The organism is Streptomyces gobiensis (genome assembly GCF_021216675.1).
Classification (GTDB): Bacteria; Actinomycetota; Actinomycetes; order Streptomycetales; family Streptomycetaceae; genus Streptomyces; species Streptomyces gobiensis.
The window spans coordinates 1,140,468-1,165,951 of sequence record NZ_CP086120.1; the positions used below are offsets into that span (position 1 = coordinate 1,140,468).

Annotated in this window: 25 protein-coding genes and 1 pseudogene; 16 read left to right on the plus strand and 10 right to left on the minus strand. The window is 68.9% G+C overall.

The features are described 5' to 3' along the window. Nucleotides 1-53: 53 nt before the first annotated feature. Together test1122_RS05270 and test1122_RS05280 are read right to left on the minus strand one after the other, a co-directional pair. Nucleotides 54-839 (minus strand): hypothetical protein, encoded by a 786-nt coding sequence (locus test1122_RS05270; protein WP_232271774.1) that lies wholly within the window; start codon nt 837-839, stop codon nt 54-56. 543 nt (nt 840-1,382) lie between these two features. After that, complete coding sequence (locus test1122_RS05280) at nt 1,383-2,543, minus strand: helix-turn-helix domain-containing protein (protein ID WP_232267984.1); 1,161 nt, start codon at nt 2,541-2,543, stop codon at nt 1,383-1,385. A 635-nt stretch (nt 2,544-3,178) separates the two neighbouring features. On the opposite strand from test1122_RS05280, the gene test1122_RS05285 reads away from it, so the two are divergent. Beyond that, nucleotides 3,179-3,640, plus strand: a complete 462-nt coding sequence (locus test1122_RS05285) for a glycine-rich domain-containing protein (RefSeq protein WP_232267985.1) — start codon at nt 3,179-3,181, stop codon at nt 3,638-3,640. A gap of 444 nt (nt 3,641-4,084) precedes the next feature. Here the strand turns inward: test1122_RS05285 and test1122_RS05290 are convergent, their stop codons facing one another. Continuing rightward, nucleotides 4,085-5,320 carry a glycosyltransferase gene (locus test1122_RS05290; RefSeq protein WP_232267986.1) on the minus strand — a complete coding sequence of 412 codons (1,236 nt, stop codon included), beginning with the start codon at nt 5,318-5,320 and terminating at the stop codon, nt 4,085-4,087. Between the two features lie 302 nt (nt 5,321-5,622). Further along, nucleotides 5,623-6,447: a putative protein N(5)-glutamine methyltransferase gene (locus test1122_RS05295; RefSeq protein ID WP_232267987.1), complete on the minus strand. Its 825-nt coding sequence runs from the start codon at nt 6,445-6,447 to the stop codon at nt 5,623-5,625. A 230-nt stretch (nt 6,448-6,677) separates the two neighbouring features. Here test1122_RS05295 and test1122_RS05300 point away from each other — a divergent pair, with 230 nt between their 5' ends. The 3 genes from test1122_RS05300 to test1122_RS05310 all read left to right on the plus strand — a co-directional run bounded on the left by test1122_RS05300 (nt 6,678) and on the right by test1122_RS05310 (nt 9,236). After that, nucleotides 6,678-7,145 (plus strand): hypothetical protein, encoded by a 468-nt coding sequence (locus test1122_RS05300; RefSeq protein WP_232267988.1) that lies wholly within the window; start codon nt 6,678-6,680, stop codon nt 7,143-7,145. Nucleotides 7,146-7,289: 144 nt separating this feature from the next. Beyond that, complete coding sequence (locus tag test1122_RS05305; RefSeq protein ID WP_232267989.1) at nt 7,290-8,321, plus strand: alpha/beta hydrolase; 1,032 nt, start codon at nt 7,290-7,292, stop codon at nt 8,319-8,321. A gap of 99 nt (nt 8,322-8,420) precedes the next feature. After that, nucleotides 8,421-9,236 (plus strand): serine hydrolase domain-containing protein, encoded by an 816-nt coding sequence (locus test1122_RS05310; protein ID WP_232267990.1) that lies wholly within the window; start codon nt 8,421-8,423, stop codon nt 9,234-9,236. A 151-nt stretch (nt 9,237-9,387) separates the two neighbouring features. Here the strand turns inward: test1122_RS05310 and test1122_RS05315 are convergent, their stop codons facing one another. Further along, entirely contained in the window at nt 9,388-10,065 is a 678-nt protein-coding gene (locus test1122_RS05315) for a pirin family protein (protein WP_232267991.1), read from the minus strand. Between the two features lie 81 nt (nt 10,066-10,146). On the opposite strand from test1122_RS05315, the gene test1122_RS05320 reads away from it, so the two are divergent. From test1122_RS05320 to fabF, 5 genes are all read left to right on the plus strand, one after another. Beyond that, on the plus strand, nt 10,147-11,346 hold the full coding sequence (locus test1122_RS05320; RefSeq protein WP_232267992.1) for a PucR family transcriptional regulator: 1,200 nt from the start codon (nt 10,147-10,149) through the stop codon (nt 11,344-11,346). A 100-nt stretch (nt 11,347-11,446) separates the two neighbouring features. Continuing rightward, a complete protein-coding gene (locus test1122_RS05325) occupies nt 11,447-12,376 on the plus strand; it encodes an ACP S-malonyltransferase (protein ID WP_232267993.1) in 930 nt (309 codons plus the stop codon). A 13-nt stretch (nt 12,377-12,389) separates the two neighbouring features. Beyond that, on the plus strand, nt 12,390-13,406 hold the full coding sequence (locus test1122_RS05330; RefSeq protein ID WP_232267994.1) for a ketoacyl-ACP synthase III: 1,017 nt from the start codon (nt 12,390-12,392) through the stop codon (nt 13,404-13,406). Between the two features lie 42 nt (nt 13,407-13,448). Then, entirely contained in the window at nt 13,449-13,697 is a 249-nt protein-coding gene (locus test1122_RS05335; protein WP_232267995.1) for an acyl carrier protein, read from the plus strand. 256 nt (nt 13,698-13,953) lie between these two features. Further along, nucleotides 13,954-15,243 (plus strand): beta-ketoacyl-ACP synthase II, encoded by a 1,290-nt coding sequence (fabF, locus tag test1122_RS05340; protein WP_232267996.1) that lies wholly within the window; start codon nt 13,954-13,956, stop codon nt 15,241-15,243. 162 nt (nt 15,244-15,405) lie between these two features. Here fabF and test1122_RS05345 read toward each other — a convergent pair whose 3' ends face one another. Next, nucleotides 15,406-15,900 carry a DUF3145 domain-containing protein gene (locus test1122_RS05345; RefSeq protein ID WP_232267997.1) on the minus strand — a complete coding sequence of 165 codons (495 nt, stop codon included), beginning with the start codon at nt 15,898-15,900 and terminating at the stop codon, nt 15,406-15,408. Nucleotides 15,901-16,314: 414 nt separating this feature from the next. On the opposite strand from test1122_RS05345, the gene test1122_RS05350 reads away from it, so the two are divergent. From test1122_RS05350 to test1122_RS05355, 3 genes and pseudogenes are all read left to right on the plus strand, one after another. Further along, complete coding sequence (locus test1122_RS05350; protein WP_338423513.1) at nt 16,315-17,160, plus strand: SGNH/GDSL hydrolase family protein; 846 nt, start codon at nt 16,315-16,317, stop codon at nt 17,158-17,160. A 32-nt stretch (nt 17,161-17,192) separates the two neighbouring features. Next, nucleotides 17,193-17,314: pseudogene (locus test1122_RS26770) on the plus strand (mandelate racemase/muconate lactonizing enzyme family protein); the annotation flags it as partial. Continuing rightward, nucleotides 17,311-18,330: a zinc-dependent alcohol dehydrogenase gene (locus test1122_RS05355; protein WP_232267998.1), complete on the plus strand. Its 1,020-nt coding sequence runs from the start codon at nt 17,311-17,313 to the stop codon at nt 18,328-18,330. The pseudogene test1122_RS26770 and the gene test1122_RS05355, both read left to right, overlap by 4 nt. Before the next feature lie 133 nt (nt 18,331-18,463). Here test1122_RS05355 and test1122_RS05360 read toward each other — a convergent pair whose 3' ends face one another. Next, nucleotides 18,464-18,892, minus strand: a complete 429-nt coding sequence (locus test1122_RS05360; RefSeq protein ID WP_232267999.1) for an organic hydroperoxide resistance protein — start codon at nt 18,890-18,892, stop codon at nt 18,464-18,466. A 67-nt stretch (nt 18,893-18,959) separates the two neighbouring features. Beyond that, complete coding sequence (locus test1122_RS05365) at nt 18,960-19,976, minus strand: NADP-dependent oxidoreductase (protein WP_232268000.1); 1,017 nt, start codon at nt 19,974-19,976, stop codon at nt 18,960-18,962. Nucleotides 19,977-20,062: 86 nt separating this feature from the next. Here test1122_RS05365 and test1122_RS05370 point away from each other — a divergent pair, with 86 nt between their 5' ends. Further along, on the plus strand, nt 20,063-20,494 hold the full coding sequence (locus test1122_RS05370; RefSeq protein ID WP_232268001.1) for a MarR family winged helix-turn-helix transcriptional regulator: 432 nt from the start codon (nt 20,063-20,065) through the stop codon (nt 20,492-20,494). A gap of 325 nt (nt 20,495-20,819) precedes the next feature. Here the strand turns inward: test1122_RS05370 and test1122_RS05375 are convergent, their stop codons facing one another. After that, on the minus strand, nt 20,820-22,025 hold the full coding sequence (locus test1122_RS05375) for a PucR family transcriptional regulator (protein ID WP_232268002.1): 1,206 nt from the start codon (nt 22,023-22,025) through the stop codon (nt 20,820-20,822). Between the two features lie 2 nt (nt 22,026-22,027). Then, entirely contained in the window at nt 22,028-22,213 is a 186-nt protein-coding gene (locus tag test1122_RS05380) for a hypothetical protein (protein WP_232268003.1), read from the minus strand. A gap of 190 nt (nt 22,214-22,403) precedes the next feature. Here test1122_RS05380 and pgfA point away from each other — a divergent pair, with 190 nt between their 5' ends. The 3 genes from pgfA (at nt 22,404) to test1122_RS05395 (ending at nt 25,484) form a co-directional block, all read left to right on the plus strand. After that, nucleotides 22,404-23,369, plus strand: coding sequence for a cell envelope lipid trafficking protein PgfA (gene pgfA / locus test1122_RS05385; RefSeq protein ID WP_232268004.1), 966 nt, complete (start codon nt 22,404-22,406; stop codon nt 23,367-23,369). Nucleotides 23,370-23,541: 172 nt separating this feature from the next. Next, nucleotides 23,542-24,750 (plus strand): glycosyltransferase family 4 protein, encoded by a 1,209-nt coding sequence (locus test1122_RS05390; RefSeq protein ID WP_232268005.1) that lies wholly within the window; start codon nt 23,542-23,544, stop codon nt 24,748-24,750. A 5-nt stretch (nt 24,751-24,755) separates the two neighbouring features. Further along, nucleotides 24,756-25,484 (plus strand): class I SAM-dependent methyltransferase, encoded by a 729-nt coding sequence (locus tag test1122_RS05395; protein ID WP_232268006.1) that lies wholly within the window; start codon nt 24,756-24,758, stop codon nt 25,482-25,484.

Sequence of the window (25,484 nt, forward strand, 5' to 3'; positions counted from 1 at the left end):
CCCCCAGCTACCTCCCCCAGACTCCGTCTGGGAGGTGCCCCGAAAACGAACCGTTAGCACGAGCGGGCCGTCCGCGCCCTGTCCCGTGCGACCTCAAAGGCGGCCCGTACGAGGGCCGGACCGGGATGCGCCACCGGAACCGGGTCCGGTTCCGGTGGCGCTACTCCGGCGCAGCGGCCGCAGATCCCCGACTCCTGGCCCCGTGGCAGCGGGTCCCGGCATTCCCCGCACTCGGCAGGCGGCGGCACCGGAGGCACAGGCTTCGCGGGTAGCTTGGCCCGCAACCGGTACGCGGCAATCGCCCCGGGGGCGTGTACGCGCCGGGGCAGCCCGGCCGTCAGCGCATCCCGGATCTCGGCCTCCCCAGCACCGCGTGCGAACCACTCCTCAGCCAGCGGCGCCAGCCGCACGGCCTCGGCCGCCCCAAGCCGCAACCGGGGCTCAACCGCCCCGATGGCGGCCAACACACGGGCGGCGCGCCCGAGTTCGAGCCCGGGCTCGGGAGGGTGGGGAGTGTTCTCCGGGGTGTTTACACCCTTGGGTGAGTCGCCGACAGCCCGGCCCGCTGGCTTACCGGCTGGCAGGATCCTGCCACCCGGCTGCCCTGCGAAAGCGGCGGCGATCTCCTCGTCACTCGTCAGCGCCACATTGGAGACCAGCACCCGGGTCTCCCACCGCCCGGTCTCCGGACACTGCCACTGCCGCGTATGAACGAAGCCCTCATCCACCAGCTGCTGACGGGCCTTACGGATCGCGATCCGCCCCTCCGGCATCTGCTCCCCGATACTCGTGAACGTCTCCCGCGACCCCTCCGGCAACGACAACGCCCACTGCAACATCCGCACAGCCGTACCGTTCAGCCTCGGATGACGGATGATCTCATTCGGAACTTGAGTAAAGAAGCGCGCAGGCGCGATAACATGCCGAAGCATCCCAGGGTCCCTTCTACGACCTTGGCGGTGAAGGCCCTCTTCGATGTTCTCAGCATCGTTGAGGGCCGCTTCACTTCTGTGAGCGAAGCGTGATGACCCGCTCACTCTAGTCACATCACCGGCACCCCGGGCGAATCGGTCAAGATCGGTCAACTTCCGTGCCTCGATGTACAGTTCCGGATTACCAAAGACCAACCCCAGCCCTCATTCGGGTACCAAGGGTCACAAGTGGCCGTTACCAGCGCCTCCGTAACGGAACCTAAGGGGTGTCCTGTAACTGCTGGTCACGGGTGAGATGAAGATCTCCGCGACTTCCGTCTGAAAGACGACGGCTTACATCACACCATGCCCGGCATCGCCCGCCCCCACCACCTTGCCCTCGCCGGATGGGCCCCGGCCACGACAACAGCGACCCACCCGCAACGACTCAAAGATCAGTTACGGGACACCCTAGATTGCGTAAGGATCTTCGTTCATCGAAACGCTGATTCGGCGAAGGGCATCGCGAAGGCTGAAGGGTGCCCCGGTCAGTTCCTCACCCCTGCGGCAAATCTCTGCCAGAAGATTCAGGGTCACGACTGAGGACATCTCACTAACAGCAGGGATTATTTTTCCTGCCTCCTCCTCCGCATCCTTCCAAGCGTGCATTTCGAGGAGACAGGCCAGTAGTCGCACGGAGGCGATGGTTCGGTACCCGACGTGTGCGCCGCTTTCGGGCTCCATGGCCCGTTGAAGAACCGGGATCGCCGCCCGCCACTGCCCGGTTTCGTGGAGTACCCGCCCTTGCTGCCTGTCGATCTCTTTCCCGCTGATCCACCATGCCCAGTTCGGCGAGTCGCCCGGTGCGCTTTCCTGCAGCAAGGAACGTGCACGGTCGAAGGATCGGGTAACTTCCCCGTCACTTGCTGACCCTGCTAGCCCCTGTGCCTCTCTGGCTCGGAAAATGGCCTCAACCCTCGGGGCCAACGGTCCCTGCTCAAGTACGGAACGAGCAATAGCTAGTTCCTCACGGTGGCGCCCAACCCATCCGGCGAGCATCCCCATATTTTGAAGCGTCAGCCGTTCTGTTGAACGATCGCCCGACAGTTTCGCCAGGAATAGGGCTTCCTGGTTGAACCTTCGGGATGCGTCGAACTTCCCCGCGTTGAAGAGTGCCCATCCGGTGATTTCGGCCAACTCTGCCGCTGCGGCTCGAATGTCGCGTTCATGACTAGAATTGTAATCGCATTCGCCGAGCCGCCTGTGAACGGTCTTGAACGCCCTAGCGGCTGCATCAGCGATGGGTAAACCGTTTAGGTCGTTGTCGAGTTCGATCAGTTTTCGGGACGTCTCACGGATGGTGTGTGCGTAGTCGTCCCCACACGCGCCGTTCAGCAACGTCGGATTCGTAGCGACATGTTCGCGGTTTGCCCGCTTGACCAGCGCCCCGCCAGCGTCGAGCAAGGCATCCAGAGAATCCACGAGTTCAGGCGAGGGGTCCTGTTTCCCTGCCAAGACGCGCGACAGAAAAGCGTGGTTGTAGTTCATGGCCTTTGACGCCGCGCGAATACTTAGCCCGCGCTTTTGCAGCTCCGCGCGGACTGTACGACCGAACTCGCCGTGACTGCTCATGCATCCATCGTACGCAGTCACCATCTAGTCACCATGGCTGTCACCACTTGTCACCACACAGCGCAGCGTGGAGCGGCAAGGCTCAAACAGAAAGCAAGGTGCCCCGGCAGCGTGGCGACGCCCTGGGGCTGGCCAACGCTACTGGGGAGCGCCGACAGTGGAGAAACCTAGCAACGATCACCCGAACGTGGGCGCAAGAGTGCTCGATATCAGCCGCGATCGCGTAGGCGTCGTCATGGCGCTGGGAACGCTCTATGTGCAGCTCCGCCCGGTAGGCGGCGGTGAGGAATGGGACGCACGCCCGGAAGATCTTCGATCGACGACGGCGAGTGACGCGCTCTGGCCAAAGGTCCGCGAGGCAAACCAGCGAAGCACAGGCAGCAGGCTGAAGCCGCGCGAGGATGAGCAGCGCCCCCGCCCCGTGCTCCACGTGCCCCGTGGACAGCCCGTGAAGCCGTGCCCGTTCCCCTGCTCGATCTGCCGCGTCAAGGGGCGACAGTGAAGCGCTTGGCGGGCCCCTTACTCGCTCTGGCTATACAGAGCGCGTGTGCCCGGGATCATCCCGTAGCGGCTGCCGGAAAGCTCCACTGAAACTTCCCGCCGATCGGAGCGGGATGACAAGAGAAAGGAACACCATGACCGATCTACTCTCAGAGGCGGAGATGCACCGCGTACTCGTCACGATCAAGGACAGTAATCCGGGCATGGCCGAACCCATGGCGCGGCGCATCGTTGGAGACGCCGCGAAGTTCGTCGTAGCGGGTGCACAGTTCCCGGAGATCCCTCTTGCCCCCTCCCGCGTGGTGGATGAGGGCTGGCATGCGCTGATCCTGCACACAGCGCTGTACGCGTCACTGTGCGGGCGCCACGGGGGCTTCGTCCACCACCACCCCGGATATGACCCGACGCACTACGATCCGGCGATCCTCGACCGCACAACGGAGGCCATTCGCCGTGCGGGGTTCGAGGTAGACAGCGAGCTATGGCGTGCCCCGACAGACGGCGGCATTGCTGTTGCGGCCAACTGCCAGCATGCCCCCGAGTGCGCAATCCGTCCCATGCCCACCCCGCAACCGCCGGTACAGTCTCGGGCATGACTGCGGACCGAGCGCGCAAGGTGGAGAAGCTGCTGCGAAATGCCGGACGGCCAGGGCACGCAGCACCTATAAGCCCGGATTTCCCGTCTGGGCGCTGGGCGATCTTTGACGGGCACCGGGACATCACAGCCGATGCGCTGGAATACCTGGCAGCGCAGGGACAGACTCCAGCCGTCCGGGGGTTCGTCGTCCCAGCCCGCTAGCACAACGAACAGCCCCGCTCATGCGCTGCCCCGTGGTGCATGGGCGGGGGTGTGCATGCCTTGATCTGGTGCCTCGTAGCCACGCGAACCGGACGGGCTCAGCGTCATCCGTGACACCGGACCGCACGCCGGACGCGAGGGCTTCGCGGGGGCCTGGGCCACGGCTAAGAACTCCTAACACAATGATCCCGGAAGCCGGGGTGCTGTCCCGTCGGTGCCTGGCTCGACGATTCCGTGTGGTTCACGCGGACACGGGCGGCTTTCCCTGGCTGACTGCGTCGAGTAGCAGTTTCGCGGTCACCGTCGCCCCGTCGGTGCGGATGGTGCCGGCCACGGTCCTCGCTCGTGCGCGGGTCTCGGGCGTGAGGGCCGTTGTGAGCGCGGCGGAAAGGGAGTCGAAGGTCGGGGTCGGGCCGTCGTGAGCCGCGCCGATGCCCAGCTCGGCCACTCGGGCGGCCCAGTAGGGCTGGTCCGCGATCTGGGGGACCACCAGCTGAGGCGCGCCGGCCCGGGCCGCCGTCGTTGTGGTGCCTGCGCCGCCGTGGTGCACGACGGCGGCCACCCGGCGGAACAGTGCCTGCTGGTTGACCTCGCCGACGACGAAGCAGTCGTCGGCGTCGTCGATCGGGGCCAAGTCCGCCCAGCCGCGGGCGAGGACAACACGGCGGCCCTGCGCCCGGACCGCTTCAATAGCCACCCGGGCGATGTCCTTGGGGACGTACGAGGCCATGCTGCCGAAGCCCACGTACACCGGTGGTGCGCTCGCGTCCAGGAACGCCTCCAGCCCCTCCGGGAGCGGGCGTTCGTCGGGCAGGATCCATCCCCCGGTCTGCACGATGTCGAGGTCCGTCATGCCCTGCGACGGACACAGCGTCGCGTCTGCCGCCAGCCACGGCTGGTCGGTGAAGACGTAGTCGCGGACGTTGTCCACCGGCGGCAGGCCGATCGCCGCCCGATGGCTGTTGAGCGCCTCACCGTACAACGCGTTCACCCTCTGGGCGTCCTCTTCCCACAGCACCTTGAGGTCGGTCTCCTCCGGCGAGGACTGCTTGCCCGGCCGCGCCCCCGGAGGGAAATGCCGTGACGGCAGTCCGAAGATGTGGAAGCACGCGTACACGTAGCGGATGCCCAGTTTCTCGGCCACGTCCCGTGCGCCGGCCGGCATCAGGCCGGTCGCCAGCAGCGCGTCACATCCCTCGGCCGCCGCGGTGAGCGTGTCGAACCGCGCGGCGACCAGCTCGGGAGCGAGCCGGAACGCGTCTTGCGCCGTCGGTGGCTTCGTGCCGGCGACCACCGAGCGCACCGTCGGGCCGAGCGGCACCAGCGGCACGCCGACACGCGCCAGCAGCGCCGCGAACTCCTCGTCCGGCGGCGCGCTCACCCGCACCTGCGCGCCGAGTTCCCGCAACCTCACCGCCAGTCCCACCAGTGGTTCGACATCTCCGCGCGATCCCACCGTCGTCAACAACACGCGCATTTCACGACCCCCATTTCCGCAGGTGCTGGCTTTTGGCCGCCGATTCTGCGCTATAACCCGGGTCTTGCCGCAAGCCCCCCGGTGCGCTATAAGTTAAGAGTGGCAAGGAGTGGAATCTCCTTGCCTTTGCCATGTGGTCGTCCGTTGTGGACGGACAGCCTTCTCGCGAAGCGGCGCCCGCCGCGTACGGCGGTACGTCGGGCAGGAGGATCTCCCCCCGGGGCCGCGCGCCGTCCTAGAACTCCTGACGCAGTGACGCGAGCCGCCTCCAGCAGAGAAGTGACCCTGTGCGTCAAGGGAGATCATTTCCGATGCCGTGGACGGTGTCCGGACTGGAGGGCGGGCCTGGTGCCGATGACGATGGTGGCGTCCAGCTCGTCGGAGCTGGACAGCTGCGGGATCAGCCCGTTGCGGGTGAAGAGTGCGACGGTCTGCGGTGCCTGGCGCTCGCTCGTCTCGATCAGCAGGTGGCCGCCCGGGGCCAGCCACCGCGATGCCGCGGCGGTCACCCGCCGTTGGACATCCAGTCCGTCCGCGCCACCGTCGAGCGCCGCCCGCGGTTCGTGGACGCGGGCTTCTGGGGGAAGCAGGCCGATCGCCTCGGTGGGTACGTAGGGTGCGTTGGCGACCAAGACGTCCACGCGGCCCCGCAGCGCGGAGGGCAGTGGCTGGTAGAGGTCACCTTCGTAGGCCTGACCGTGGGCGGCGGCGATGTTTCGACGGGCACAACGCACCGCGGCGGGGTCGATGTCGGCGGCGTGCAACTCGATCCGGTCCAGGGCCGCTGCCAGCGCGGCGCCCACCGCGCCCGAGCCACAGCACAGGTCGACGACGACAGCGCGTGGCCGGGCGAGGGCGGCGGCCTGACGGACGAGGAACTCGGTGCGGCGGCGGGGTACGAAGACCCCCGGGTCCACAGCTATGCGCAGGCCGCAGAACTCCGCCCAGCCGAGGACGTGTTCAAGGGGCAGGCCGGCGACTCGCCGGTCCACCATGGCAGCGAGCTCGTCAGGCGTCCGTGCCGTGGAGAGGAGCAACCGTGCCTCGTCCTCTGCGAAGACACAGCCGACGGCCCGAAGCCTGGTGACGATGAGGGAGAGAGGAAGAAGCGACGGTGAAACCGACATATGAGCCTTTCGGGGCGCCAATGGGCGCTCCCGCGGTCATCTACGCCGGATGGACCGCACGGCCGTGAGATGAGAGCACCCGACCTGATACAGCGGTAATGGGGCTCACCTCCTCGATGCGTTCACTACTGGGGCGATAACACTACCTGATCTTGGGCAGCCGGTGGACTTCTGGGCAGCAGTTCGGTGACTTCGGTGTATGTCTGCGCGTTGTCGTCTATGACGAACAGATGGACAAGCAGAGCCAGGACGCGGGAGATCCGATGACCGCCTATGAACGTGAGGTCCAGGAGCAGCGTGAGCACGAAGGGCCGGAGGGCCGGGGGCCGACGGAGTTCCGCGTGGCTGAGGGGATCCTGGTCTCCAAGCGGGCTGCCGACTATCTCGCCCGGCCTCCCGAGGCCGTCCTCACCAGGAAGCAGGTCCGCAAGGCTCTTCAGCTGGCCAACGACACCGAGAACCGCGTCCCGGGGGACCTGACCGTCGCCCAGCTGCGGGTGCTCATGTCCCAGCCGCCGCAGTGGCTCGTACGGCATCATCGGGCGCTGGTTGAGAAGGGTGTTCCGCAGGTACGGCACGCGGTCGCCCTTCCTGGGCAACGCGCCGTCGCAGCCCGGCAGGCGGAACAGGCAGACCGTCCCGACCTTATGCCGCTCTTCACCGCACCGGACTTCGAGCGGGGAGTGGAAGAGGAGTAGGAGGGGGAAGGGGTGGGTGATTTGAGGCTCACCTGCCCCCTACCCCGGTATCACCTCCGGGTTGGCTCCCTGGGGTGACGTCCTGCCGTAAGCCATCACCGCAGTCTCCCTCCCGTCCAGACGGATGGGATCAGGGAGAGGGATATGCGGCGCTTCAAACGGGGGCTTGTCACCGGCACACTCGCGGTTGCCGTGATCGCGGGTACGGGCGGGTGGGGGGCCGGGACGCAGCAGGAGGCGGTGACCGGGCCGCCGCCGGGAAGTGCCGCGTGGCGGGCGGATGTGTCGCTGGGGCGGGGGCTTCCCGACCCGGCGAGGGCGAGCCCGAAGCAGGTCGCGGCGTTCTTCGCGGGGCTCAGCGGGGCACAGCGGCAGTCGCTTGCTGAGCGGCATCCGATGGTGGTCGGGAATCTGGACGGGGCACCGGTCCGGCTGCGGTATCGGGCCAACGCGCGGTCGTACGCCGAGCATTACGGCCGCGCCCTTGAGCCCGGTCGCCAGCTGCTCGCCTTTGACCCGCGTGGGCGCGGGCAACTCGTTGAGGTGTATGGGGATGTGGAGCATGCTGAGCGCACCGCGGTCTTTGTGCCCGGTTCGGACAATGACCTCGCCGGTCACCGGACGGCGACCGAGGCGGCGGGCAATCTGCGTCGGCGAATGGTGCGGGACGCCCCTGGGGTACGTACCGCCACCGTCGCCTGGGTCGGCTACACGACCCCGGTAGGGGTGGGGATCGACGCTGCCACCAGTCGGCTGGCCGAGGCGGGCGCGCCTCGGCTGGAGCGGTTTCTCCAGGGGCTGGCCGCTACGACCGGTGCCGCGGCGCCCAGCGTCTTCTGCCACAGCTATGGCTCGGTGGTGTGTGGGGCCCTGGGTGGTGGCGCTGACCTCAGCGGCATGGTGTTCCTCGGCAGCCCGGGCGCCGGAGTCAAGGACGTCAAGGGCCTCAAGACCAAGGCCCGGGTGTGGGCGGCGGCCGTGAATGACTCCGACTGGATCGACAGCGTTCCCCATGTCCAGGTGCTGGGGCTGGGCCATGGCACCAGCCCCGCCGACCCGGAGTTCGGCGCCCGCGTCGTCACCGCTGATCGCGCCGAGGGACACGCGGGCTACTTCAAGCCCGGCACCGACTCGCTGGCCAACTTCTCAGCCATCGCCCTCGGCCGTGACCGCTGAGTCCGGCAGGGCGCGAAGGCCGTGGCCGGTGTGCTGGCCACGGCCTGAGCCTTGCACTCCAGGCAAGGGCGACAAACCGTCCGCGTTACGCTCGGTGTCATGGAGAGCTTGCGGATCATCGAGAACTGGCCGGTCGACACCGCCGCGGCGGCCGTTGTACGCGCCGGTGGCACGGTTGCCGGGTCGCATGGCCCGGTGGACCGGCGTTTTGAGCTGGCCTCGGTGACCAAGCCGCTTGCCGCGTACGCCGCGCTGGTCGCCATCGAGGAGGGCGCCATCGAGCTGGACGAGCCTGCGGGGCCGGAGGGCTCCACGGTCCGCCATCTCCTCGCACACGCTTCCGGGCTGGCCTTCGACGAGCACCGCGTCATGGCCCCGCCGGGTGACCGGCGGCTCTACTCCAACGTGGGGTTCGAGGTGCTCGGCGATCACATCGCCAAGGCGACGGATATTCCGTTTGCTGAGTATCTGCGGCAGGCGGTGCTGGAGCCGCTGGGGATGGCCGCCACCGAACTGCCGGGCTCCCCGGCGAAGGACGGGGTCTCCACGGTTGCGGATCTGGTCCGTTTCGCGGCGGAGCTGCAGGCGCCGCGGCTGGTGGCCCCGCAGACCCTCGCTGAGGCTACGGCGGTTGTCTTCCCCGGTCTCCGGGGCGTGCTGCCGGGGTACGGTCACCAGTCGCCCAACGACTGGGGGCTGGGCTTTGAGATCCGTGACGCCAAGTCCCCGCACTGGACGGGGGCTTTGTCGTCACCGCGTACGTTTGGGCACTTCGGCCAGGCTGGCACGTTCCTGTGGGTTGACCCGGAGGCTGGGGCGGGGTGTGTCGCTGTGGCGGACCGGGCGTTCGGGCCGTGGGCGATTGAGGCTTGGCCGGTCTTTACGGACGCGGTCCTGGCGGAGCTTGGGGGCTAGTCCGTCGCCGGTGGGTTTTCCCCTATCCCGCCCCTTCCCGGAAACCGGGGCTTCGCCCCGGGGCCCCGGGGTTTGCCGGGTGCGGGCCGGTGGGTGGTGTTGTGCCCACCCACAGCCCCTCGCGGGGCTGCGAGTGCCCACAACACTGGGGCTAGCCGTAGTGGGGTTCGGAGTGCATTTCCCAGAGCAGGAGCTCTGCTGGAGTCTGTGCTGTTGTGGCCAGGCCCTCCGCGCCGGTGATACGTGCCGTATCACCGGCGCCCAGCGGCTCGCCGTCCAAGCGCACCGTCCCCCGTACGACCTGGAGGTGTACCCAGGGCGCGTCCGGGACCGCGGTGCGCTCCCCGGCTCCCAGGCGGCGGATATGGAGGACGGCCTCCGTACGTGGCAGCGCGTACGGCGTACCGTCCGCGATGCCGCGCACCACCTCGTACTCCGGTTCACCGCCGAAGGCCTCCGTACCCGGCGCCAGCCACATCTGCAGAAAGCACAGCGGCTCGTCACCCGCGTTGCGCTCCGTGTGCCGTACGCCGGTGCCCGCGCTCAGGCGCTGGACGTCGCCGGGGCGGATGACTGTCCGCTGCCCCGTGGAGTCCTCGTGGGTGAGTTCACCCTCCACCACCCAGGTCACGATCTCCAGGTCCCGGTGCGGATGCTCCGCGAAGCCCGCGCCGGGCGCCAGCCGCTCCTCGTTGCAGGCCACCAGCAGCCCGAAGCCGGTGTTGCCGGGGTCGTAGAAGCCCGAGAAGGAGAAGGCGTGCCAGGTCTCGATCCCGGCCCCGGGATCACCGCCCCGGTACCGTTCATCCGCCCTTCGCAGCTGAAGCATGCGCACACCGTACTGCGCGTGCCGCTGGGCCCCGGTGGACCCCGTACACGCGGCACGCTTCCGATAAGGCAGGCTTGTCCTGTGCCCGAACCCGCTGAGTCCACGCCGAACCCGTCTCCGAAGCATCCGAACGCCGCCACCCTGCGTCGGCTGGAACAGTCCTCCGGCAAGCTCGCCGCCGCGGCCATCGCACGCATGGACGAGCAGTTGCCGTGGTATCGCGCCATGCCACCGGAGAACCGTTCCTGGATCGGGCTGGTCGCCCAGGCGGGCATCGCGGCCTTCACCGAGTGGTTCCGGCATCCGGAAGCCCCGCAGGCGATCAGCACTGATGTGTTCGGTACCGCGCCCCGGGAGCTGACCCGGGCGATCACTCTGCGGCAGACGGTGGAGATGGTCCGTACGACCATCGAGGTCGTCGAGGCGGCCATCGACGAGGTCGCCGCACCCGGCGATGAGTCCGTGCTCCGTGAGGCGCTGCTGGTCTACGCCAGGGAGATCGCCTTCGCTACCGCACAGGTGTACGCGCAGGCCGCCGAGGCACGGGGCGCCTGGGACGCCCGGCTGGAGTCGCTGGTCGTCAACGCCGTGCTGTCCGGCGAGGCGGACGAGGGCGCCGTCTCCCGGGCCGCCGCGCTGGGCTGGAACTCGCCCGAGCATGTCGCGGTGGTGCTGGGTACCGCGCCGGAGGGGGACAGCGAGCTGACGGTCGAGGCCATACGGCGCGCCGCCCGGGCCGCGAAGCTTCAGGTCCTCACCGGTGTCCTGGGCAGCCGTCTGGTCGTGATCGCGGGTGGCTCCGACGATCCGCTGAAGGCAGCGAAGTCCCTGATTGGGCCGTTCGCGGCGGGTCCGGTGGTGGCCGGGCCGGTGGTCGGCGATCTGCTGTCGGCCACCCGCTCCGCGCAGGCCGCCGCGGCCGGGCTGCGGGCCTGTGCCGCGTGGCCGGACGCGCCCCGTCCGGTACTGGCGGACGATCTGCTCCCGGAGCGCGCGATGGCCGGAGATCCGACCGCGCGCCAGCTGCTGGTGGAGGAGATCTACAGACCACTGGAGGAAGCCGGATCGGCCCTGCTGGAAACGCTGAGCGTTTATCTGGAGCAGGCCAGCAGCCTCGAAGGCGCCGCCCGGATGCTGTTCGTTCACCCCAATACCGTCCGCTACCGGCTGCGACGTGTGACGGACGTCACCGGATGGTCGCCTTCCGATGTCCGTTCCGCATTCACCCTGCGTATCGCACTGATCTTGGGGCGCCTCGCCGACAGCATCAGCCGACCGTAGTCTTGACTGGCGGGTTTGTCGGGGGTCCACAATTCCCCCGACCGTTCTTCGTCTCGGTCCCCACCGGCGGGGACCTCCGCATACAAGAGAGAGTGGGAGAGTGCTCGTACTCGTCGCTCCCGGCCAAGGCGCTCAGGCGCCCGGCTTTCTGACCCCCTGGCTCGAACTTCCCGGCGTGGCCGACCGCCTCAAGGCGTGGTCCGACGTCGTGGGTCTCGACCTCGTCCACTACGGCACCGAGGCCGGCGCGGAGGAGATCCGCGACACCGCCGTGGCCCAGCCGCTGCTGGTCGCGGCAGGCCTGCTCTCGGCTCAGGCCCTGCTCGACGGTGTCAGCGACGGCGCCATCGGCGCGGTCGCCGGTCACAGCGTCGGTGAGCTCACCGCGGCCGCCACCGCCGGTGTGCTGTCGGATAAGGACGCGCTCGCGATCGTACGCAAGCGCGGTCTGGCCATGGCTGAGGCCGCCGCCGTCACCGAGACCGGCATGTCCGCGGTCCTCGGCGGCGACCCGGACGCCGTCGTGGCGCACCTGGAGAAGCTGGGTCTGACCCCGGCCAATATCAACGGCTCCGGTCAGATCGTCGCCGCGGGCACCGCCGAGCAGCTGGCGGCGCTGGCGGCGGACAAGCCGGAGAAGGCCCGGGTCATCGCCCTGAAGGTGGCCGGAGCCTTCCATACGCACCACATGGCACCGGCCGTCAGCGCGCTGGAAGCCGCCGTCAAGGACGTCACCGTGGGTGAGCCGCGGGTCCGCGTCGTCTCCAACAAGGACGGGCAGGTTGTCACCGACGGCCGGCAGTTCGTGGAGCGGCTTGTGGGCCAGGTGGGCAACCCGGTCCGCTGGGACCAGTGCATGGAGACCTTCAAGGAGCTCGGTGCCACCGCGCTCATCGAGGTCTGTCCGGGTGGCACCCTCACCGGCCTGGCCAAGCGCGGAATGCCGGGTGTACGGACGCTGGCGCTGAAGACCCCAGCCGACCTCGATGCGGCGCGTGAGCTGATCGCCGAGCACGGCACTGCCGAATAGGAGCCCCGAGTCCATGACCGCGAAGATCAACCCCGCGAAGGGCTCCCCGTATGCGCGCGTCCTCGGCGTCGGCGGCTACCGCCCGACCCGGATCGTGCCCAACGAGGAGATCCTCAAGCACATCGACTCCTCCGATGAATGGATCCGTTCCCGTTCCGGTATCGCCACCCGGCACTGGGCGGGCCCGGAAGAGACCGTCGCCGAGATGACCCTGGCCGCGGCGGGCAAGGCGATCGCGGACGCCGGGATCACCCCGGAGCAGGTCGACGCGGTGATCATCTCGACCGTCTCGCACTTCAAGCAGACTCCGTCGATCGCGACCGAGATCGCCCACCGGCTGGGCACCGGCAAGGCAGCCGCCTTCGATATCTCCGCCGCCTGTGCGGGCTTCGGCTACGGCCTGACGATCGCCAAGGGCCTGATCGTTGAGGGCAGCGCGCAGTACACGCTGGTGGTCGGCGTGGAGCGGCTGTCCGACCTCACCGATCTGGAGGACCGCTCCACCGCCTTCCTCTTCGGTGACGGCGCGGGCGCGGTCATCGTCGGCCCCGCCCAGGAGCCCGGGATCGGCCCGACCATCTGGGGTTCGGAGGGCGACAAGGCCGACACCATCACCCAGACCATCCCGTGGAACCACTACCGCATCGGCGACGTGGAGAAGCTCCCGGAGAAGTTCCCGGCGATCCGCCAGGAAGGCCAGACCGTCTTCCGGTGGGCCGTCTTCGAGATGGCCAAGGTCGCCGAGCAGGCGCTCGAAGCCGCCGGGATCACCGCGGATGACCTGGATGTCTTCATCCCGCACCAGGCCAATATGCGGATCATCGACTCGATGGTGAAGACCCTCAAACTGCCGGAGCACGTCGCGGTCGCCCGTGATGTGGAGAACACCGGCAACACCTCGGCCGCCTCCATCCCGCTCGCGATGGAGCGGATGCTGGCGACCGGGCAGGCCAAGAGCGGCGACACGGCGCTCGTCATCGGCTTCGGGGCGGGTCTCGTCTACGCGGCAACGGTCGTTACTCTCCCTTAGTCCGTTTATCCACCCAAGCAACAGATCAGAAGGAGCGCCAACATGGCCGCCACCAAGGAAGAGATCGTCAAGGGTCTCGCCGACATCGTCAACGAGATCGCCGGTATCCCGGCCGAGGACGTTCAGCTCGACAAGTCCTTCACCGATGACCTGGATGTCGACTCGCTGTCCATGGTCGAGGTCGTTGTGGCCGCTGAGGAGCGCTTCGACGTCAAGATCCCCGACGACGACGTCAAGAACCTGAAGACCGTCGGTGACGCCACGGACTACATCCTGAAGCACCAGAGCTGAGGTTGCCGCGGCACCAAGGTCACGGCCATGTGGTCACTGCCATGTCGTCACGCCTTGGTGCCGCCCGCCTCCCCTAGGATGAATCCGGAATCCCGCCAATTGCCAGCCCATCGGGGTTGACTCGCTCTCCGGTGGCCCGACTGGCTGTCTCCCATCGTTTCCGGCATCCACCGGTGTCTTCAGCCCCGTCGCAGCGTGAGCTGCACAACAGTGAATGGTCAGGGATGGCGAAGCGCTTTCCCAGCAAGGAGTTCAGGTGACCGCGAACGACCGTACTGTGGTCGTCACCGGTATCGGCGCTACGACGCCGCTGGGTGGCGACAGTGCATCGACCTGGGAGGGTCTGACCGCCGGACGTTCCGGCGTCAAGGCGCTTGAGCAGGAATGGGCCGCTGACCTCCCGGTCCGTATCGCCGCCCCGGTGGCGGTCGAACCGGGTGAGGTGCTGCCCCGCCCGCTGGCCCGCAAGCTGGACCGCTCGGCGCAGTTCGCCCTGATCGCCGCCCGGGAGGCCTGGGCGGACGCGGGCTACGAAGGCAAGGCGGGAACCGCGGCATCAGGCGCTGACGCGCCCGGGGGCACCAGCGTCGATCCGGACCGGCTCGGCGCGGTCATCGCCTCCGGCATCGGTGGTGTCACCACCCTGCTCGACCAGTACGACGTGCTGAAGGAGAAGGGCTCCCGCCGGGTCTCCCCGCACACCGTGCCCATGCTCATGCCGAACAGCCCCTCGGCCAATGTCGGCCTGGAGGTGGGCGCCCAGGCGGGTGTGCACACCCCGGTGAGCGCCTGTGCGTCGGGCGCCGAGGCCATCGGCTACGCGGTCGAGATGATCCGCTCCGGGCGCGCCGATGTGGTCGTCGCGGGCGGTACCGAGGCAGCCATCCACCCGCTGCCGATCGCGGCCTTCGCCAACATGATGGCGATGTCCAAGAACAACGATGAGCCGGAGAAGGCCTCCCGCCCCTATGACACCGGCCGGGACGGTTTCGTCCTGGGTGAGGGCGCGGGTGTCGTCGTACTGGAGTCCGCTGAGCACGCCAAGCGGCGCGGCGCCCGGGTCTACTGCGAGGTACTGGGCCAGGGCCTGTCCGCGGACAGCCACCACATCGCCCAGCCCGAGCCGAGCGGGCGCGGTATCGCCGCGGCCCTGCAGAATCTGCTGGACGCCACCGACCTCAAGCCGTCGGAGGTCGCGCACCTCAACGCGCACGCCACCTCCACCCCGCAGGGTGATGTGGCCGAGATCAAGGCGCTGCGCAAGGTGCTGGGTGACGATCTGGACCATGTCGCGATCTCCGGCACCAAGTCGATGACCGGTCATCTGCTGGGCGGCGCGGGCGGCATCGAGACGGTGGCCACCATCCTGGCGCTGCACCACCGCGTGGCCCCGCCGACGATCAACTGCGATGAGCTGGATCCGGAGGTCGACGCGGACGTCGTCCGCGACGAGGCCCGCGTCCTCCCGGAGGGCACCATCGCGGCGATCAACAACTCCTTCGGCTTCGGCGGCCACAATGTCGTCCTGGCCTTCCGTACGGTCTGATCGGTACGCGCTGAAGGGCCGCCCCACCACGGGGCGGCCCTTCGTGCTGTGCGGCGACGCTGTGCGGGGACGCTCTCCGTCAGTTGTTGCGGGCGAGCAGGAGAGGGCTCGCGGTACCGGCCCGCGCGCCCGGGTGGGCCGTACGGGCGGCCGTACGGGCGGTCACACCACCTGGTGCAGCCAGCGCACCGGGGCGCCCTCGCCCGCGTAACGGAAGGGTTCCAGCTCATCGTCCCAGGGCTTGCCGAGGAGCTGAGCGACCTCGGTGGCCAGCTCTGTCTCGCCGAGCGAGGCCCGGCTGAGCGCGGCACGCAGCCGGTCCTCGGGGATGAGAATGTCGCCGTGCATACCGGTGACCGCGTGGAAGATGCCCAGCTCAGGGGTGGAGCTATAGCGCTCACCCTCGGCGGTGGGACATGGCTCAGCGGTCACTTCGAAGCGCAGCAGATGCCAGCCGCGCAGCGCGGAGGCCAGCTGGGAAGCGGTGCCGGGATCGCCCTGCCAGGAGAGCTCGGCACGCCAAGTGCCAGGGGAGGCAGGCTGCTTGATCCAGTCAAGCTTGACGCGGGCGCCCAGGACACCCGCCACAGCCCATTCAACGTGCGGGCACAGCGCGCGTGGCGCGGAGTGCACGTACAGAACTCCACGTGTCGTCACCGGGGACCTCCAGTGCGGTTCGAGGTTCGCCTTCCCCAGCGGCCTCGAGTCCCTACCGGTCATGCGCCGGTCAGCGCCTGACATTCTGCCCCATCAGCTACGTCACCACCAGCTTCTGAGGTTACGAACAGTAAACACCATCCGCTCGAATTCTCCCTAAAAGGGACACCATGTGACGCGATGTAATGTGTCATTCCCGTCCGGGGCTGTCCGGCGGCCGCTGACGCCCGTCATGGGCAAAGCTACCGTGCCCGAACCGCGGCGGTGTCGCGTACGGTCGTTACGGAGTGGAATGGGCGGCACTTGGCGGAATGGCGGAATGGCGGAATAGAGGGCTGCATGGCGATGAGCGGACGCGGGCGGGGGCGGGGACGGCTCCGGGGGCGTGCCGGGCGTGCGGCGGCCGGGGCGGTCATGGCCATGACCGTGTCGCTGGCGGGCGTGGCGTGCGGCTCCGACAGCGGCGTCGGCCCCCGGGATGCCACGGGCTCCGCCGGACCGCCGTCCTCGCCCTCGCCCACCCTTGAGTGGAACCGCAGCCCGGACTCGATCGCCGCTCTCGGTGACTCCATCACCACCGCCTTTGACGCCTGCTCGCTGCTGTCCGACTGCCCCGAGGCCTCCTGGGCGACCGGTACGAGCACCGAAATCGACAGCCTCGCCCAGCGGCTGCTGCCGGACCCGGCGGGCAAGACCTGGAACTATGCCTCCTCCGGTGCCGTGATGGCCGACCTGCCGGGACAGGCCCAGCAGGCCGTGGCGCGCCAGCCGGAGCTGGTGACCGTGCTGATCGGCGCGAATGACGCGTGCAGTGCGGATGTCAGCGGGATGACCTCCACACAGCGCTTCCGAGAGGACTTCACCGAGGCGATGGGCATCCTGCGCGATGAGCTGCCGAAGACACAGGTGTATGTGGCCAGCGTGCCGGATCTGATGCGGCTGTGGTCCGAGGGCCGCAAGAGCAGCCAGGCTGAGCAGGCCTGGGAATTCGGTATCTGCAAGTCGATGCTGCGCGACCCCCATTCCATGACCAAGGACGCGACTGAGCGGCGCGAGCAGGTCGCCAAGCGGGTGTCGGAGTACAACACCGTGCTGAAGGAGGTCTGTTCGACGGATGAGCGCTGCCGCTATGACGATGGCGCGGTCCATAAGTACCGCTTCACGGCGGCTGAACTCAGCCCGTTGGACTGGTTCCACCCGAGCAAGCGCGGCCAGCGGACGCTGGCGCGCCTCGCCTACGAGGGCATCACGGCCAAGTAGGCAAGCCACGGTCCGTACTCACCGCGGCCTGTCCCAAGTGGCGGGTCGAACTGGATACCGTGGCGGCGGCAGAATTCCCCCAGCAGCAGGCCCGGTTGGATGTATGGGCTGAGGCTGGGAGAAACGGGACCCGAAGGCGGGGCGGCAGCCGTGACCAAGACCGTTCGAGCGATCGTCATCGACAAACCCGGTGAACACCGGCTGGTGACCGGCCCGGCGGCCGAGCCCGGCCCCGGGGAAGCCCGGATCGCCGTCTACGCCGCCGGAATCTGCGCCAGCGACCGCGAGCTGTACGACGGCACCCGCGCCGAGGGCTATGTGCGCTACCCCGTGATTCCCGGCCATGAGTGGTCCGGCACGGTGGAGGCGGTCGGCGAAGGTGTGAATCCGGCGCTGATCGGCCGCAAGGTGGTCGGCGAGGGCTTCCGGGCCTGCCTGACCTGTGAGCGATGCCGGGAGGGCGCGACCACTCTGTGCACCAGCGGATACGACGAGACGGGCTTCACCCAGCCCGGGGCGTTCGCCGATGTACTGACGGTCCCGGCCCGGCTGCTGCACGTCCTCGACGATGACACCGACCCCCGCGCCGCCGCGCTGCTGGAGCCCGCCGCCGTCGTGGCCGCCGCGGTACTCGCGGGCGAGCCCCGGCCCGGTGAGCGGATCGCCGTGGTCGGCGCCGGCACTCTCGGGCTGCTGGCCGTACAGCTGCTGGCCGCGTCCTCACCCGCCGAACTGCTGGTGATCGACCCCCGCGTCGGCCGCGCCGAGCAGTCCCTGCGGATGGGCGCCACCCGGGTACTCGGCCCCGCCGACGCCGAAGCGCGGTACGGCCGCTATGACATGGTGGTGGAAACCGCGGGCGCGGCCAGCACGGCCGGGAACGCCTGTCTGCTCGCCCGGCGCGGCGGGCGGGTGCTCCTCACCGGCATGTTCGAACCGGGCGCCCAGGGCATTGACCCGGTCCACCTCTCCGTCAGCCAGCTCACCATCCGCTCCATCTTCGGCGCCCCGCCCGCCGCCTGGACCCACGCGGTACGGGCCTTCAACACCGGCCTGCTCGACCCGGCTCCGCTGATCACCCATGAGCTGGCGCTGCATGACTTCGCCAAGGCGATGGCCCTGGCGGGCAGTGGAGCGCCGGACGTCGGCAAGGTCCTGCTAAGGCCGTAGGTCCCGGCCGGTGGGGTTTCCCCCACACCCCTCCCCCATAGCGTTCGGGGGAGGACCGAGTGCCCACAACACCGCGAAGGCCGCCCCGGGGTGGGGCGGCCTTCTTCGGTGTGCGGTACGCGATATGCGCGCCTCAGACGAGGGCGAGGGTCACCTCGATGTTGCCGCGGGTCGCGTTGGAGTACGGGCAGACCTGGTGGGCCTTCTCCAGGAGGTCCTTGGCGGTGGCCGCGTCGACGTTCGGGATGTTCGCCGAGATGGCGACCTTCAGGCCGAAGCCGCCCTCCGGGGTCTTGCCGATGCCCACCTCGGCGGTGACATTGGAGCCCGAAATGTCGGCCTTCTCCTGGCGGGCGACGACGCCGAGCGCACCCTGGAAGCAGGCGCTGTAACCGGCGGCGAAAAGCTGTTCGGGGTTGGTGCCCGCGCCGCTGCCGCCCATCTCCTTGGGCGGATTGACGACGACGTCCAGCTTGCCGTCATCGCTGGCGACCCGGCCGTCACGGCCGTTCTCGGCGGTGGCCGTCGCGGTGTACAGGACGTCGATGTTCGGGATGGACATACAAATCCTCCAGTTGAATGGATGACCGAGGGGCTCGCGCCCACGACCCCGCCGGCCGGGAGTGAGTCTAGTCGCCGAGAGCGACGACCATCTTTCCGGTGTTCTGGCCGCGGAGCATGCCGAGGAACGCCTCCACGGCGTTCTCGATGTCTGAGACGACTGTTTCGTGGTACTTCAACTCGCCCGAGCGGATCCATGCCGCCGTCTCCTCGACGAACCGCGGCCGGAGACCGTTGTGATCGTTGACGAGCATGCCCTGAAGCCGTAGCCGCTTGCCGATGACCATGGCGAGATTGCGCGGCGCGGCGGGCGGCTCGGTGTCGTTGTACTGCGCGATCATGCCGCAGAGGGTGGCGCGGCCATGGACCTTGAGCGAACTGATGGCGGCTTCGAGGTGATCGCCGCCGACGTTGTCGAAGTAGACATCGATGCCCTCCGGGGCAGCCGCCTTGAGCTGCTGTGCCACCGGGCCGCTCTTGTAGTTGAAGGCGGCGTCGAAGCCGTACTCCTCGGTCAGGAGCTTGACCTTCTCGTCCGAACCCGCGCTGCCGATGACCCGGGACGCGCCCTTGAGCCTGGCGATCTGGCCGACCTGGCTGCCGACCGCGCCGGCCGCGCCGGAGACGAAGACGGCGTCGCCCTCCTGGAAGGAGGCGACCTCCAGCAGCCCGGCGTAGGCGGTCAGCCCCGGCATACCGAGCACACCCAGATAGGCGCTGAGTGGCGCCAGCTCGGCGGAGACCTTCTCCGCGTGGGCGGCGTCCAGCGTGGCGTACTCCCGCCAGCCGAGCCAGTGCAGCACATGGTCACCGGGCGCGAAGCCCGCCGCCTCGGACGCCACGACGACACCGACCGCGGAGCCGTCCATGGGCTGGTCGAGCTGGAACGGCGGGACGTAGGACTTGACGTCGTTCATCCGACCACGCATATAGGGGTCAACCGACATAAAGAGGTTACGCACCAGGATCTGCCCGGACCCGGGTGCGTGGATCGGTGCCTCGCGCAGCGCGAAGCCGTCCGGGGTGGGCCAGCCCTCCGGGCGGGCGGTCAGATGCCATGCGCGGCCGGTAGCGGGCAAGCTCATGGGAGCACCTCCAAATACTTCAGAATATGAAACAACTGTGCACCTTGATATTTCAGGTTGTCAACTAAACGCGTATCCTGGTGTCCATGACTCCCCGCAAGACGCCCCCCGACCCGCTGGCTCGTGAAGTGGTCGAGCTGATCGGCACCGTCGTGGGCCGGTACCACGAGGAGTACGACGAGGCCGCGACCGGATACGCGCTGACCGGTGCCCAGGCCCGGGTCCTCGCGCTACTGATGCACGGTCCCCTTCCGATGCGGCGGATCGCCGAGCAGCTGAAGTGCGAGCCCTCCAATGTGACGGGCATCGTCGACCGGCTGGAGTCCCGTGGCCTGGTGGAGCGCCGGCCGGACCCGTCCGACCGGCGGGTCAAGCTCGCCGCGACGACGGCTGCGGGCCTGGAGACGGGCACTCGGCTCCGTGACTCGCTCGGTGACTTCGCGCGGGAGCCGCTGGCGAGGCTCTCCGAGGCGGAGCGGACGGCGCTGCGTGATCTGCTCCGCCGCATGCTGGGCTAGCTCCCCGCGCAGGTGGGCTCCCCTATCCCGCCCCTTCCCGGAAACCGGGGCTTCGCCCCGGGCCCCGGGGGTGGCCGGTGCGGGCCGGTGGCCGGGTGTTGTGCCCACCCACAGCCCCTCGCGGGGCTGCGAGTGCCCACAACACTGCGAGGTCTGGGCCCACCCACAGCCCCCTCGCGGGGCTGCGAGTGCCCACAACATTGCGGGGTCTGGGCCCACGCCCCTGCCGGGTACTCACTCGGTACCGGGACCTCGGGGAGCCCCGCCCCTCTACGCAACCCACCACCCACACCAGCCACAGCGCTCCGGCCCACCCCGTAGCGGTCTACTGTCCGCGCAGGCGTTTGGCGCGTAGTACCAGTTCCAGTTCGAAGCGGCGGTCCGGGTCGTCGATGCCGTCGCCCCACAGCTCGCGTATCTGCCGCAGCCGGTAGCGGACGGTCTGCGGGTGGACGCTGAGCCGGGCGGCGATCTCGGGGGCGCCGCCCCGGGTCTCCAGCCAGGCGAGCAGGGTCTCGGCCAAGCGGCGGCCATGGGAGGCGCCGCAGTCGTCGAGGGGGGCGAGGAGGCGACGGCCCAGATCGTCGATCAGCTCCTCAGGCGGCAACAGGACCAGCGCCTCGGTGTGCTCCTGGCAGTGCAGCAGCTCGCCGCTGGGCAGCAGTCCGCGCTGCATCAGGGTGATCGCGGACTGGGCCCAGCGCAGTGACTTGGCGGCGTCGGCGAGGGGCACCGGCGGGCCTATCGCGCCGGTCCAGCCCGCGGTGGCGCGGCGCAGCAGCTCGGCTCGCCCGGCGGCATCCGGGTCCGGGACCACCATCAGCGGCTGTTCCCGCTCCATATCGAGCAGCACATCGGGGCCGACCGCGGGCGGTACGGCCTCCCGGGCGGGCCGTACGAGCACTGCGACCGCGACGGCCTGCGGCACCGGCCAGCCGATCCGGGCCGCTCGCTCGGCCAGCAGCTCATCCATCGAGACGTCGCCGCCATGGTCGGTGAGCAGCAGATCGAGCAGCCGGCGCTGGAGCCGCAGCCGCTCTCCGGCCTGCCGGGCGGCAGCCTCGGCGTAGCCGCGTACGGATTCGGCGACCAGTCCGTCGAGGTACTGAAAGCCGGACTCGGCCAGCTCGTACATGGCGGGGGCCGGGATCTCGGCCTGCTGGCCGATCTCGGCGAGGCGGCGCCAGGCGAGCCGGACGCCGAGCCGGTAGATAGCCTGCAGCGAGTCCAGGCTTCGCCCTTGCAACAGCTCGCCCCGGCCGAATTCCTGGAAGACCCGGGGGTGCACATGCGGGCTGCCCAGACCGGTGGCCAGATGCTCCACAAAGTGCTCGAGGGCCCGGCGGATGCCGATGAGGGACATGGGCTCGCCGGACTCGTCCAGGATGACCGGGAGTCCGGGGTACTCACGGCGGATCTCGCGCAGGATGTCCTGGGCGAGCACGGGGATCTCGTTCCGGGCCCGTTCGGCGAACTGCCGCAGCTGGGTCGCCGGGACATCACCCCAGGCGGAACGCACCGTGGCGGTCACGGTCAGTCCTCGTCCGGCGCGGACGTCGGTGTGGGGGATCGGGTCTCCTCATGGTGCGGGAAGTGCACGAGCGGCACATTGGGCTGCTCGGGGCTGGCATTGAGCAGGGCTACGGCGCCCAGGGCAGCGCCCACAGCGAGTAGCGCCGCAACGACGCAGGTCAGGGCGGCTGCGAGGAGTCTGTGCATGGCGCGGCGGACCTCTCTTCACGGTTGCACTGCACCAGTGATCGCCCCCGACCCCAGTTTCGTCTGCTGAGTCTGGAAGGGCATTGACGAGCTGTCAAGAGTTCGCCTACGGTCACCGGCCCAGACAAGTGTTACTCACTGTCTTCACATCTCGTACGAACGGGCACTACACCCTCCGGGAGCACCCGCCATGCGCCGTTCCGCCTCACCTCTCTCGCTGATTCTCCTCGGGCTGGGCGTGTTTCTGCTGGTCCTGGGCCCGCTGCTGGCCTGGTACGTGGAACCGCGGGCCAAACGCACGCCGATCGACGTGGAGCAGACCACGGTCTTTTCCGGGCGTGGCAGCTACTTCGACCAGCAGGCGCTCAAGACCCAGGACGACCAGCGGCTCACCATCACCCGGCGGGTGATGGGCAATGTCTCGGAAAGCGAGAAAAACGGGGTCGCCGTCTGGGACGTATCGACCACCATCGACAATCCGCAGACCCTGAAACGGGAGGATCCACGCAAATCATTTCAGTGGTCCACCGAGCGCTGGGTCACCGACCGGAAGACCAACGCCCCGGTGCACTGCTGCGAGGAGGCTCCCCAACCCTTCGCCGGTGAGGCGTACCTGAAGTTCCCCTTTGATGTGCAGGAGCGGAGTTACCGCTGGTGGGACGGCACGCTGAAGGACACCGTGGCGCTCCGCTACCAGGGCCGGACGAAGGTACGGGGCTATGAGGGCCTGCGCTTCACGGGCACCGTGAAACCCACCAAATCGGGCACCAGGCAGGTGCCCGGGCGGCTGGTCGGAGTAGACCGGCCGCAGGTGATGGCCGAGGAGTGGTACTCCAACTCCGGCATCGAGCTCATCGTCGACCAGCGCACCGGCCGGATCCTCAGGGCCACCATCGGGCCGAAGGTGACCCTGCGCGCACCGGGCAGCGACAAGGACGCCCAGGTGCTGCTGGCGAGCGACAAGATCGCGTTCACCCCGGAGACCCAGCGCAAGCAGGTCGACCAGGCCAAGGCCGACAGCCGCAAGCTCCAACTGGTCGGCGAGACGGTGCCGATCGGCGGCGGCGCGGCCGGGGCGGCACTGGCCATCGTGGGCGGGGCGCTGGTCGTACGCGGGAAGCGGGTGAGCCTGCGTGGACGGCCCCGCACCGGGTGATCTTGGCGTGAAGTGATGAGGCGCCGGGTTCGATCGGGGGCCAAATTGTCACTTCGGTGAGTAGCCCGATCGAACACTGCCACGAAAACTGAACGTTCCGTTCACCAGCCGCGCCCCCCGGCTCACAATCCCCACACATCCACTCCCCACCTTGAGACGAGTTGGAGCACCGATGCCCCAGCACGTGCCACCCCCGTCGGTCGCCGCTCGCGCCACCGCGCACCCCGCGCTCCCCGCGCAGCGGCGTACCACCCAGGCCACCAACGTCGAGCCGCCGTCCCCACGCCGGATCGTCTTTCTCGCCCGACGCGACCTCGGCAACCCGGCCGCCGGCGGTTCCGAGCTGCTGATCGACCGGATCGCCGCCGGGCTCACCGCCCATGGCCATCAAGTCACCCTGCTGTGCGGCGGACCAGCGGCCTACCGGGACTACCGAGTGGTCTCGGCCGGTAGTGACGCAGGTCACTTCCTGCGCGCCCGCCGGGCGTTCGCCCGTCAGGTCGGCGACTGCGATCTGCTGGTCGAGGTCTGCAACGGCATGCCGTATCTCGCCCCGCTGTGGCACCGCGGCCCCACCCTGTGCCTGGTCAACCATGTCCACACGGATCTGTGGGACATGCGCTACCCGGGCCCGGCCGCCCGGCTCGGCCGCAAGCTGGAGCACTGGGCGCTGGCCGACACCCACCGCCGCAATCTGATGGTCGCCGTCTCCGGTTCCACCGCCGACGCGCTGCGCGGTCTCGGGGTGCCGGGTGAGCGCATACGTATCGTCCACAACGGCGTCGCGGACCCTGACCCGCTGATGCCGAAATCTCCCGAGCCGCTCTTTCTCGCCATGGGGCGGCTCGTTGAGTACAAGCGGATCGATCTGCTGCTGCGGCTGTGGGAACGGGTCCGCCCGGTGACCGGCGGGCGGCTGGTCATCGTCGGCGATGGCCCCGAGCGTGCGCGCCTGGAAGCGATGGCCGGGCCGGATGTCACCTTCGCCGGGCATGTCTCCGAGTCCGAGAAGCACCGGCTGCTGTGCCAGTCATGGCTGCTGCTGCACCCCTCCATGGTGGAGGGGTGGGGTCTGGTCGTCATGGAAGCCGCCATCCGCGGCACACCCGCGATCGGCTTCGACATACCGGGTCTTCGGGACTCCATCGAGGATGGCGCGACGGGGATGCTGGCCCGTGGCGAGAGCTCCTTCGCCGCCGCTTGGTGCACCCTCGCGCTGTCCACGGAGCGCCGCACGGCGCTGGGCCGGGCAGCTGAGCTGCGGGCGGGCCATTTCCGCTGGGCGAATACGGTCCGCAGCTTCCGCGCCGTGGCCGCCGAGGCGTTCGCCGCCGGCGCTGTCTCCTCCCGCTCCTCCCGGGACCGGCAGGCGGCGAGGTGACACACGTGAAGGATCCGTCCATCCGGAGATCGGTCGCGTTGTTCCGCGCCTTCAGGAAGGAACAGAGCGACCCCGAGGAGTGCTACGGCCTGCTGGCGAAGGACGCCGCCGCGCAGGTCGAGCGTTACTCGCCGCTGTCCGGTGCGACCGTGGTCGATGTCGGCGGCGGCAGCGGACACTTCACCGAGGAGTTCCGCCGCCGTGGCGCGCACAGCTTCCTGTTCGAACCCGACCTGCGCGAGCTGCGCGCGGGCGGCCGCAAACCGGCGGGCTCCGTCATCGCCGACGGCTATATGCTGCCGGTCGCCGACGGGGTGGCCGACATCTGCTTCTCCTCCAATGTGCTGGAGCATGTCGCCGACCCGCAGACCTTCCTCAGCGAGATGGTGCGTGTCACCCGTCCCGGCGGGCTGATCTACGTGTCCTTCACCAACTGGTACTCCCCCTGGGGTGGCCATGAGACGGCCCCCTGGCACTACCTCGGCCACGACCGGGCCCGTGCACGCTACCGGCGGCGCACCGGCCGCGAGGCCAAGCACACCCTCGGCGAGAACCTCTTCGCCGTACACATCGGCCCTACTTTGCGTCATGTCCGGGCCCGCGACGATGTCGAGATCGTCACGGCCCGCTCCCGGTACTGGCCCTTCCTGGCCGGTGCCATCACCCGAGTCCCGGGCTTGCGCGAGATCGCCACCTGGAACCTTCTTCTCATTCTCCGGCGGAGCCCCCAATGA

Excerpts from the sequence above, each read along its gene's own strand:
- test1122_RS05380 (WP_232268003.1), bottom strand. The coding sequence starts at position 22,213 with ATGCACAGACTCCTCGCAGCCGCCCTGACCTGCGTCGTTGCGGCGCTA.
- pgfA (WP_232268004.1), top strand. The coding sequence starts at position 22,404 with ATGCGCCGTTCCGCCTCACCTCTCTCGCTGATTCTCCTCGGGCTGGGC.
- test1122_RS05360 (WP_232267999.1), bottom strand. The coding sequence starts at position 18,892 with ATGTCCATCCCGAACATCGACGTCCTGTACACCGCGACGGCCACCGCC.
- test1122_RS05305 (WP_232267989.1), top strand. The coding sequence starts at position 7,290 with ATGCGGCGCTTCAAACGGGGGCTTGTCACCGGCACACTCGCGGTTGCC.
- test1122_RS05330 (WP_232267994.1), top strand. The coding sequence starts at position 12,390 with ATGACCGCGAAGATCAACCCCGCGAAGGGCTCCCCGTATGCGCGCGTC.
- test1122_RS05390 (WP_232268005.1), top strand. The coding sequence starts at position 23,542 with ATGCCCCAGCACGTGCCACCCCCGTCGGTCGCCGCTCGCGCCACCGCG.
- test1122_RS05310 (WP_232267990.1), top strand. The coding sequence starts at position 8,421 with ATGGAGAGCTTGCGGATCATCGAGAACTGGCCGGTCGACACCGCCGCG.
- test1122_RS05290 (WP_232267986.1), bottom strand. The coding sequence starts at position 5,320 with ATGCGCGTGTTGTTGACGACGGTGGGATCGCGCGGAGATGTCGAACCA.
- test1122_RS05280 (WP_232267984.1), bottom strand. The coding sequence starts at position 2,543 with ATGAGCAGTCACGGCGAGTTCGGTCGTACAGTCCGCGCGGAGCTGCAA.
- test1122_RS05370 (WP_232268001.1), top strand. The coding sequence starts at position 20,063 with ATGACTCCCCGCAAGACGCCCCCCGACCCGCTGGCTCGTGAAGTGGTC.
- test1122_RS05295 (WP_232267987.1), bottom strand. The coding sequence starts at position 6,447 with ATGTCGGTTTCACCGTCGCTTCTTCCTCTCTCCCTCATCGTCACCAGG.
- test1122_RS05350 (WP_338423513.1), top strand. The coding sequence starts at position 16,315 with ATGGCCATGACCGTGTCGCTGGCGGGCGTGGCGTGCGGCTCCGACAGC.
- test1122_RS05315 (WP_232267991.1), bottom strand. The coding sequence starts at position 10,065 with ATGCTTCAGCTGCGAAGGGCGGATGAACGGTACCGGGGCGGTGATCCC.
- test1122_RS05300 (WP_232267988.1), top strand. The coding sequence starts at position 6,678 with ATGGACAAGCAGAGCCAGGACGCGGGAGATCCGATGACCGCCTATGAA.
- test1122_RS05270 (WP_232271774.1), bottom strand. The coding sequence starts at position 839 with ATGTTGCAGTGGGCGTTGTCGTTGCCGGAGGGGTCGCGGGAGACGTTC.
- test1122_RS05285 (WP_232267985.1), top strand. The coding sequence starts at position 3,179 with ATGACCGATCTACTCTCAGAGGCGGAGATGCACCGCGTACTCGTCACG.
- test1122_RS05365 (WP_232268000.1), bottom strand. The coding sequence starts at position 19,976 with ATGAGCTTGCCCGCTACCGGCCGCGCATGGCATCTGACCGCCCGCCCG.
- test1122_RS05335 (WP_232267995.1), top strand. The coding sequence starts at position 13,449 with ATGGCCGCCACCAAGGAAGAGATCGTCAAGGGTCTCGCCGACATCGTC.